Consider the following 8,092-nt stretch of genomic DNA (forward strand, 5'->3'; position numbering starts at 1 on the left):
GGCGAAGCGCAGCGGCCCGATCTTCGAGCCGTCGTAGCTCTCGTGCCGCAGCGAGATCGTCCCGGTGTTGAAGTCGCCGACGAAGATGCGCGTGTCCATCACGCAGTCGGAGCGCTCGAAGTCGAGGCCGCCGGTGCGCGAGGGCTCGCTCGAGCCCCAGCAGCGCATGAAGACGTCGGGCGGCACCGGCACCAGGTAGCGTGGATGGGTCGCCGCCTTCCAGCCCTGCTGGATAAAGCGATCGGTGAGCAGGGCCTGGTGCTGCTGCAGCTGCTCCTCGAGGATGGGGTAGGCCGGCGCGCTCATCGGCGCCGCCTTGCGCCCGCTCGCCAGCAACACCTGGGCGAACGACGCCGGGACCAGGAAGCTGACCTGCTCGCCGTCGACGCGGCGGGCGACGTTGATGCCGATGACGCGCCCTTCCTCGTCGAGCGCCGGCCCGCCGCTCATGCCGCCCGAGAGCGCGCCGCCGAAGAAGATCTGCGGGTAGAAGCTGCGCCGGACGAGGCCGTTGTAGGTGCCCTGGGTCACCGCGAAGCCGACGTCGAGCGGGTTGCCGAGAGAATAGATGCGCTCGCCTTGGGCGAACGGCTGGTCGGCGGGCCGGAAGGGGAGCGCCTCGAACGTGCGTCCGGCGGCGTCGCCGGCGCGCAGCAGCGCCAGGTCGTGCAGGACGTCGATCTGCAGGATCTGCAGCGGCGCCTCGCGCCCGTCGGCGGTGACGTAGAGCAGGTCGTGCCGCTCCGGCTTCAGCGCCGCTTCGCTGACGACGTGGAAGTTGGTGACGATGTGGCCTTCGGCGGTGACCAGGAAGCCCGAGCCGACCGAGGTCTGGCTGGCGCGGCCCTTCAGCACGGTGCGAATCTGGACCAGCGACGGGCGCGCCTGCTCGTAGATCTTGCGCGCCGAGAGCGACACCGGCGCCGTGGGCGCGGCGCCTGCGGCGGCGGCACCGGCCGCGCCGGGAAGCACCGGCGCCGCCGCTTCCGACGCGGCGGCTGCCGGCGCCTGGGCCTGTGCGATGGGTCGGGTCTGCGCCGCTGCCGACGCCGCGGCGAGCAACAGCAGCGCCTGGACGGCGCCGCGCATCAGCTTGCTTTGCATCGATCCATTCTACGGAGGGCAAAGGGAAGAACCGGGTCCAGGACGGCCCGGTCGCGCTGATAGAGTCGGCCGTCCGCAGCCGCGGCAACGAGAGACATCGAGGAGACGATCCCATGAAACGTCGCGACCTGATCCAGGCCGCCCTGGCCGGCAGCGCCACCGTGGCCATGCCTTCGCTGGTGCGCGCGCAGGCGCTCGAGAAGCCGAAGCTCACGCTCGCGGTCGGCGGCAAGAACCTGCTGTACTACCTGCCGCTCACCATCGCCGAGACGCGCGGCTATTTCAAGGACGAAGGGCTCGACCTCACCATCGCCGACTTCGCCGGCGGCTCGCGCGCCCTGCAGGCGCTCATCGGCGGCAGCGCCGACATCGTCTCCGGCGCCTTCGAGCACACCATCAACATGCAGGTCAAGGGCCAGCGCCTGCGCGCCTTCGTGCTGCAGGGCCGGGCGCCGCAGATCGTTCTCGGCATCAACCCGAAGACGATGCCCAATTTCAAGTCGGTCGCCGACCTGAAGGGCAAGAAGCTCGGCGTCACCGCGCCGGGCTCGTCGACCAACGTGCTCGCGAACTTCGTCATCGGCAAGGCCGGCCTGAAGCCGACCGACATCTCCGTCATCGGCATCGGCGCCGGCAGCGGCGCGGTTGCGGCGATGCGCTCCGGCCAGATCGACGCCATCTCCAACCTCGACCCGGTGATCACGCTGCTGACGCGCTCGGGCGACCTGAAGATCGTCTCCGACACCCGCATCGTCGCCGAGGCCGAGCGGGTCTTCGGCGGGCCGATGCCGGCCGGCTGCCTCTACACGCAGCAGGCCTTCCTCGACCGCAACCCGAACACCGCCCAGGCGCTCGCCAACGCCATCGTCCGCGCCAACAAGTGGATCCAGGGCGCGGGTCCCGGCGACATCATCAAGGCCGTGCCGGAGAACTACCTGCTCGGCGACCGCGCGGTGTACGTCGACGCTTTCCTCGCCGCCAAGGGCGCGCTCTCGCCCGACGGCATGTTCCCCGAGGCCGGCCCCGAGACCGCGCGCCGCGCCCTGGCCAGCATCGACGCAGAGATCGCCAATGCCAAGATCGACCTCGGCGCGATCTACACCAACGACTTCGTGAAGCGGGCCAACGCGAAGTATCCGAAGGGCTGAGCCGTTGCCCATGGACGACGCGCCGGCGCTGCACCTCGGCGGCATCGCCTGCACCTTTGTCGCGAAGGACGACCCGAGCCAGCGCTACACGGCCGTCCGCGACGTGTCGCTCACCGTCGGCGCGGGCGAGTTCGTCTCGGTGGTCGGGCCGACCGGCTGCGGCAAGAGCACGCTTCTCAACGTCGCCGCCGGCCTGCTCGCGCCGAGCGTCGGCGACGTCCGCGTTTTCGGCGCGCCGCTCGCCGGCCTGAACCGCCGGGCCGGCTACATGTTCCAGACCGAGAGCCTGATGCCGTGGCGGACGGCCCTGCAGAACGTCACCGCGGGCCTCGAGTTCCGCGGCGCGGCCGACGCAGTGGGGCAGGCGGAGGCGTGGCTACGCCGGGTCGGCCTCGGCGGCTTCGGCGACCGCGACCCGCACCAGCTCTCGGGCGGCATGCGCAAGCGCGTCAGCCTGGCCCAGACGCTGGTGCTCGACCCCGACATCATCCTCATGGACGAGCCGTTCTCGGCACTCGACGTGCAGACGCGGCAGCTGATGGAAAACGAGCTGCTCGCGCTCTGGAGCGCGAAGAAGAAGGCGGTGCTCTTCATCACCCACGACCTCGACGAGGCGATCGCGATGAGCGACCGCGTCGTCTGCCTCTCCGCCGGCCCCGCCGCGCACCCGATCGGCGAGTTCGCGATCGATCTCGACCGCCCGCGCGACGTCGCCGAGGTCCGCGTCACGCCGCGCTTCGTCGAGCTGCACAAGGCGATCTGGTCGGTGCTGCGCGACGAGGTGCTGAAGGGCTACCGGCAACAGCAGCAGATCGCGGCATGAAGCACCTCCGGTTATGGCAGGCCGGGCTGCTCGTCGCGGTGTTCGCCGCCTGGCACCTGCTCACCACGCCGGGCCTGCTGCCGAACTTCATGTTCGAGAACGACCGCCAGGCGGCGTTCTTCTTCGGCGAGCCAGTGAAGATCTTCTCGCGCATCTGGAACTGGTTCGTGGTCAACGCCGACATCTACGAGCATCTCTGGGTGACGCTCGTCGAGACGGCGCTCGCCTTCGCCATCGGCACCGCGCTCGGCCTCGTCTTCGGCCTCTGGCTGGCGCTCAGCCCGCTCGCCGCCGCCATCGCCGACCCTTACATCAAGGCGCTCAACAGCATGCCGCGGGTGATCCTGGCGCCGATCTTCTCGGTCTGGTTCGGCCTCGGCATCGCCAGCAAGGTCGCGCTCGGCGTGACCCTGGTCTTCTTCATCGTCTTCTTCAACGTCTACCAGGGCGTGAAGGAGGTCAGCCCGGTGATCCTGGCCAACGCGCGGATGCTCGGCGCGTCGCAGCGGCAGCTGCTTCGCCATGTCTACCTGCCGAGCGCGACGAGCTGGGTCTTCAGCTCGCTGCACACCAGCGTCGGCCTGGCCTTCGTCGGCGCCGTCGTCGGCGAGTACCTCGGCTCGTCGCGCGGCGTCGGCTACCTGATCCTGCAGGCCGAGGGCGCCTTCGACATCAACACGGTGATGGCCGGGATCCTGGTCCTCACCGTGTTCGCGCTCGCCCTCGACGCTGCCGTGGGGAGGATCGAGACGCGGCTGATGCGCTGGCAGCCGGCGGCGGGGGAGACCGAGAAGCTCTGAGGCGACAACACGGCGCGCCGCGTTGTCACTTCGACGTCGGCATCACGAACTCGGCGCCCTTCGGCGTCGACGCCGGCCAGCGCTGCATCACGCTCTTCTGCCGGGTGTAGAAGCGCACCCCTTCCTCGCCGTAGGCGTGCATGTCGCCGAACATGCTGTTCTTCCAGCCGCCGAAGCCGTGCCAGGCCATCGGCACCGGGATCGGCACGTTGATGCCGACCATGCCGATCTGGATGCGCCGGGCGAACTCGCGGGCGACGTTGCCGTCGCTCGTGAAGCAGGCGACGCCGTTGCCGAACTCGTGGCCGTTGACGAGCTCGACGGCTTCGGCGAAGTCGGCGACGCGCACGCACGACAGCACCGGGCCGAAGATCTCCTCGCGGTAGATCTTCATCGTCGGCCGGACGTGGTCGAACAGCGTGCCGCCGGTGAAGTAGCCCTGCTCGTGGCCCTTGACGCTGAGGCCCCGCCCGTCGGCGACCAGGGTCGCGCCCTCGGCCACGCCGGCGGCGATGTACGACTCGACCCGCGTCAGCGCCTCCTTGTTGACGAGCGGGCCCATCTCGGCGTCGAGCTCCATGCCGTTCTTGACCACCAGCCCCTTGGCCCGCTCGGCGAGCAGCGGCACGATCCGGTCGGCGATGTCGCCGACGAGCACGGCGACGCTGATCGCCATGCAGCGCTCTCCGGCCGAGCCGTAGGCGGCGCCGACGAGGGCATCGACCGCCTGCTCGAGGTTGGCATCGGGCATCACGACCATGTGGTTCTTGGCGCCGCCGAGCGCCTGCACGCGCTTGCCGTGGCGGGCGCCGGTCTCGTAGATGTGGCGCGCGATCGGCGTCGAGCCGACGAAGCTGACGGCGCTGACACCGGGGTGCGCGAGCAGCGCATCGACGGCGGTCTTGTCGCCCTGGACGACGTTGAACACGCCGTCCGGGAGGCCGGCCTGCTGCATCAGCTCGGCCATGAACAGCGACGGCGAGGGGTCGCGCTCGCTCGGCTTGAGGATGAAGGTGTTGCCGCAGGCGATCGCCACCGGATACATCCACATCGGAACCATGACGGGGAAGTTGAACGGCGTGATGCCGGCGGCGACGCCGAGCGGCTGGCGCATCGTCCAGTTGTCCATGCCGGTCGAGACCTGCTCGGTGTAGTCGCCCTTCAGCAGCTGCGGGATGCCGCAGGCGAACTCGACGATGTCGATGCCGCGCGCCACCTCGCCCTGGGCGTCGGTGAAGACCTTGCCGTGCTCCGAGGTGATCATCGCCGCCAGCGTGTCGCGGTGCTGGTTGAGCAGGCCCAGGAAGGCGTTGAGGATCCGCGCCCGGCGCAGCGGCGGCGTGTCGGCCCAGGCCGGGAAGGCGGCGCGGGCGGCGGCGACGGCGGCGTCGACGTCCTCGCTGCCGGCGAGCAGCACCTGGCGCGCCACCGCGCCGGTGGCCGGGTTGTAGACGTCGCCGCGGCGCGTGCCGGTGCCGGGCACGGCGCGGCCGCCGATCCAGTGGCCGACGTCGCTGGTGGTGGTGAAGGCCTCGGTGGCACCCATGGCATTGCTCCTTCAAAGACGGTTGAACGGGCCGGTGTGCGCGTGTGCGTGCGGCCAAGTTGCCCAGTATCCGTCAGCGCTGCCGGCCCCGTGGCTTGTCGGGGAGGAGCCCGTCCGCCAGCGCCCGCACCGCGGCCTTCAGCTCGCCCCAGCCGGCGTCGCTGGTGAGGTCGATTCCGCCGAAGACCCTGATCTTGCGGCTGCGCACCAGCAGGTACTGGACACCGGCGATGAGCAGGAGCGTCAGGCCGCGAAGCTCGGGCCGGCGCGCGAACTCGGGGCCGCCGAGCACCTGCGCCGCCCGCTCGCCCCAGGCCTCGCGCTCCGCTTCGAGCAGGGCGACGAGTTCGTTGCGTTCGACCAGCTCGGCGACGAGGATCTCGAGCGTCAGCGGCCGGGCCCGCAGCTCGTCGATGAAGTGCTCGAAGAAGCGCGCGTAGCGTTCACGCAAGGGCAGGCCGAGAAAGGCCTTCGGGTCATCGCCGAGCAGGTCGTCGACGCGCGGCCAGAAGCGGCCGCTCGCCCCCCATTCGGCGAGCAGCTCGGGGAGGCTGCCGAAGTAGCGGTAGAGCAGCACCTTGTCGACGTCGGCTTCCTTGGCGACGGCGTTGACGCCGATCGCCGCGAAGCCGTCGCGCGCCAGGACGGTGCCGACGGCGGCGAGCAGGCGCGCCTTCGTCGCCTCGCGGTCGCGCACCGGGCGAGGCGCCGCAGGGACACGTGCGGTCGGCGTCATGAGCCGGTCATGCGCGCACCACCGCCTCGACACCGCGCCGCGGCGTGCGCTGCTGCGGCGGGGCGTAGCCGACGCGGCAGAACATCTGCACCGGCTCGTCGCTCGCGCTGCGGCCGACGAGCAGCTGGTGCAGGCGCTCGTAGTGCGGTGCCATCTCCGCGAACTCCTGCACCGCCTGGCTCATCGGGTGCACCTGCAGGCCGAGCTCGGTGGCCTTGAGCTGCAGGCGCATGTAGGCGCGGCCGGCGCGGACCTCGTCGCTGCGCGACGACGCCGATCCGGCGGCGCGCGGCGTGGACAGCCAGACGAAGCCCATCGCCGTTCTGCTGTGGCCTTCGAAGCGACCCATCATCTGCTTGTACGCCGTGCTGCCCTCCGCGGGCGGGTTCTGCCGGTCGAAGGCGCCGACGGCGTCGGCGAGCCGCGGCATGAGCGAATTGAGGCTGATGCCGTCGCGGTGGCGGGCGATCTCGGCCGGGCCGACGCGCGTCAGGCGGATGCTCTCCATCACCGTGCGCGGCGTCAGCAGTTCCACCTTCGCGGCGTCCCAGCACAGCTGGCGCAGGGCGTCGCGCCGGGCCGGGTCGACGGTGGCGCCGAAGCGCACGGCGGGGTCGGCGACGGCGGCACGTAGCGCGTCCAGCGCTGCTGGCGGTACGGGGCGGGTCACGTCGTAGTCCACCTTCGCAGTGTGCCGGCGCAGCAGCTGGGCAAAGAGGGGATCGGTGCCGCCGCTGCCCGGCGCAGAGGGGCGCCAGGTGATGCGGGCCACCGGCCGGTCATCGAGCGCACGGGGCGCGAACTCGCCCTCGGGGAAGAGGCGGACCTCGGGCACGACGCCGCGCTCCTGCAGGGCGAGGACGAGCGCCTCGATGAAGGTGCCCTGGCTGACCACGATCTGCCGGAACCACGGGTCGGTCTCGGGGAGCAGCCGTTCGCGGTCGACGCGAAGGACGATGCTGTCGGGCTCGCGCAGGTCGGCCAGCCAGGGCTGCCGGTTGTGCGAGTTCGGCGCCAGAATGGCGTAGCCCAGGGCATGGCGGCGCAGGTCGGCACCGGCGGCCGGGCCGCGCCAGGCATCGACCGCGTCGGCCGGGTAATCGGTCGAGCAGCCGGCCAAGAGGGGCGGCAACGCGGCGGCAGCACAGCCGCCGCCGAGGACGCGAAGGAAGCTGCGGCGGGAGGGGGTCTCGGACATGTGCGACTCCAAGTCACTATAAGGTGACATAGAGTAGTCACCTTTCGGTGACATGTCAAGCAGCGCCTTTGGCGGCACGCACCCCTATCCTTGTCCGATGGCCGCTCCGGCCGCCGAGAGGACCCCATGCTGCGACCCGAAGTCACCATCGACACCCTGCACGCCCGCCAGGCCGACACCCTACCCGGCCGCTACGGCCTGACCGTCACCCGCATCGAGGAACGCGGCCTCGACGCCCAGGTGGTGCTGCAGCCCTGGATGCTGGCGCCGAACGGCTTCCTGCACGCGGCCAGCGTGCTGCTGCTGGCCGACACCTCGTGCGGCTACGCCTGCCTGGCCCACCTTCCGCCCGGAGCGAAGAACTTCACCACCATCGAGCTGAAGAGCAATTTCCTCGGCACCGTCCGCGAAGGAACGATCCAGGCCCAGGCCCGGGCCGATCACCTCGGCCGCACGACCCAGGTCTGGTCGGCGACGGTGTTCGGCGGCAACGGCAAGCCGCTGGCCCTGTTCCGCTGCACGCAGATGATCCTGACGTAGCGCTCAGCCGCGCGCCGCCGGCGCGCCGAGGCCGGCCGAGATGCGCCGGACCGTCGCCAGCAGCGCCTGGCGGGCGGTCGCCAGCGACACCTTGACGTCGCGCTGCCGGAGGTACGGAACGGTCAGGGCGGCGACGGCCCCGTCGCTGTGGTCGAACACCGGCGCGCAGAGATCGGTGACGCCGGTCGTCGTGTCGC

At 70.9% G+C, this 8,092-nt stretch carries 8 protein-coding genes and 1 pseudogene; 4 read left to right on the forward strand and 5 right to left on the reverse strand.

Annotated features, from left to right (window positions below):
* Positions 1–1,104: S1 family peptidase (locus AC30N0_RS14655; protein WP_489518643.1), on the reverse strand; the 1,104-nt coding region annotated here is incomplete at its 3' end.
* Between the two features lie 113 nt (positions 1,105–1,217).
* Between AC30N0_RS14655 and AC30N0_RS14660 the strand changes: the two genes are divergently transcribed.
* From AC30N0_RS14660 to AC30N0_RS14670, 3 genes are read left to right on the forward strand one after another with little or no spacing between them, the layout of a single operon-like run.
* Entirely contained in the window at positions 1,218–2,252 is a 1,035-nt protein-coding gene (locus AC30N0_RS14660) for an ABC transporter substrate-binding protein (RefSeq protein ID WP_489518644.1), read from the forward strand.
* Positions 2,253–2,262: 10 nt separating this feature from the next.
* Positions 2,263–3,075 (forward strand): ABC transporter ATP-binding protein, encoded by an 813-nt coding sequence (locus AC30N0_RS14665; protein ID WP_489518645.1) that lies wholly within the window; start codon positions 2,263–2,265, stop codon positions 3,073–3,075.
* Entirely contained in the window at positions 3,072–3,875 is an 804-nt protein-coding gene (locus AC30N0_RS14670; protein ID WP_489518646.1) for an ABC transporter permease, read from the forward strand. Before AC30N0_RS14665 ends, AC30N0_RS14670 begins: the two co-directional genes overlap by 4 nt.
* 25 nt (positions 3,876–3,900) lie before the next feature.
* Here the strand turns inward: AC30N0_RS14670 and AC30N0_RS14675 are convergent, their stop codons facing one another.
* The 3 genes from AC30N0_RS14675 to AC30N0_RS14685 form a co-directional block, all read right to left on the reverse strand.
* A complete protein-coding gene (locus tag AC30N0_RS14675) occupies positions 3,901–5,421 on the reverse strand; it encodes a CoA-acylating methylmalonate-semialdehyde dehydrogenase (protein WP_489518647.1) in 1,521 nt (506 codons plus the stop codon).
* Between the two features lie 73 nt (positions 5,422–5,494).
* Positions 5,495–6,157: a TetR/AcrR family transcriptional regulator gene (locus AC30N0_RS14680; RefSeq protein WP_489518648.1), complete on the reverse strand. Its 663-nt coding sequence runs from the start codon at positions 6,155–6,157 to the stop codon at positions 5,495–5,497.
* A 7-nt stretch (positions 6,158–6,164) separates the two neighbouring features.
* The gene (locus AC30N0_RS14685) at positions 6,165–7,355 is read right to left on the reverse strand and encodes an Acg family FMN-binding oxidoreductase (protein ID WP_489518649.1); all 1,191 of its coding nucleotides are present in this window, start codon (positions 7,353–7,355) and stop codon (positions 6,165–6,167) included.
* Positions 7,356–7,481: 126 nt separating this feature from the next.
* Here AC30N0_RS14685 and AC30N0_RS14690 point away from each other — a divergent pair, with 126 nt between their 5' ends.
* A complete protein-coding gene (locus AC30N0_RS14690) occupies positions 7,482–7,895 on the forward strand; it encodes a PaaI family thioesterase (protein WP_489518650.1) in 414 nt (137 codons plus the stop codon).
* 3 nt (positions 7,896–7,898) lie between these two features.
* On the opposite strand, the pseudogene AC30N0_RS14695 reads toward AC30N0_RS14690, so the two are convergent.
* Positions 7,899–8,092 (reverse strand): annotated as a pseudogene (locus tag AC30N0_RS14695) (hypothetical protein); the annotation flags it as partial.

Source organism: Rhizobacter sp. (assembly GCF_031412495.1).
Taxonomy (GTDB): Bacteria; Pseudomonadota; Gammaproteobacteria; order Burkholderiales; family Burkholderiaceae_C; genus Schlegelella_A.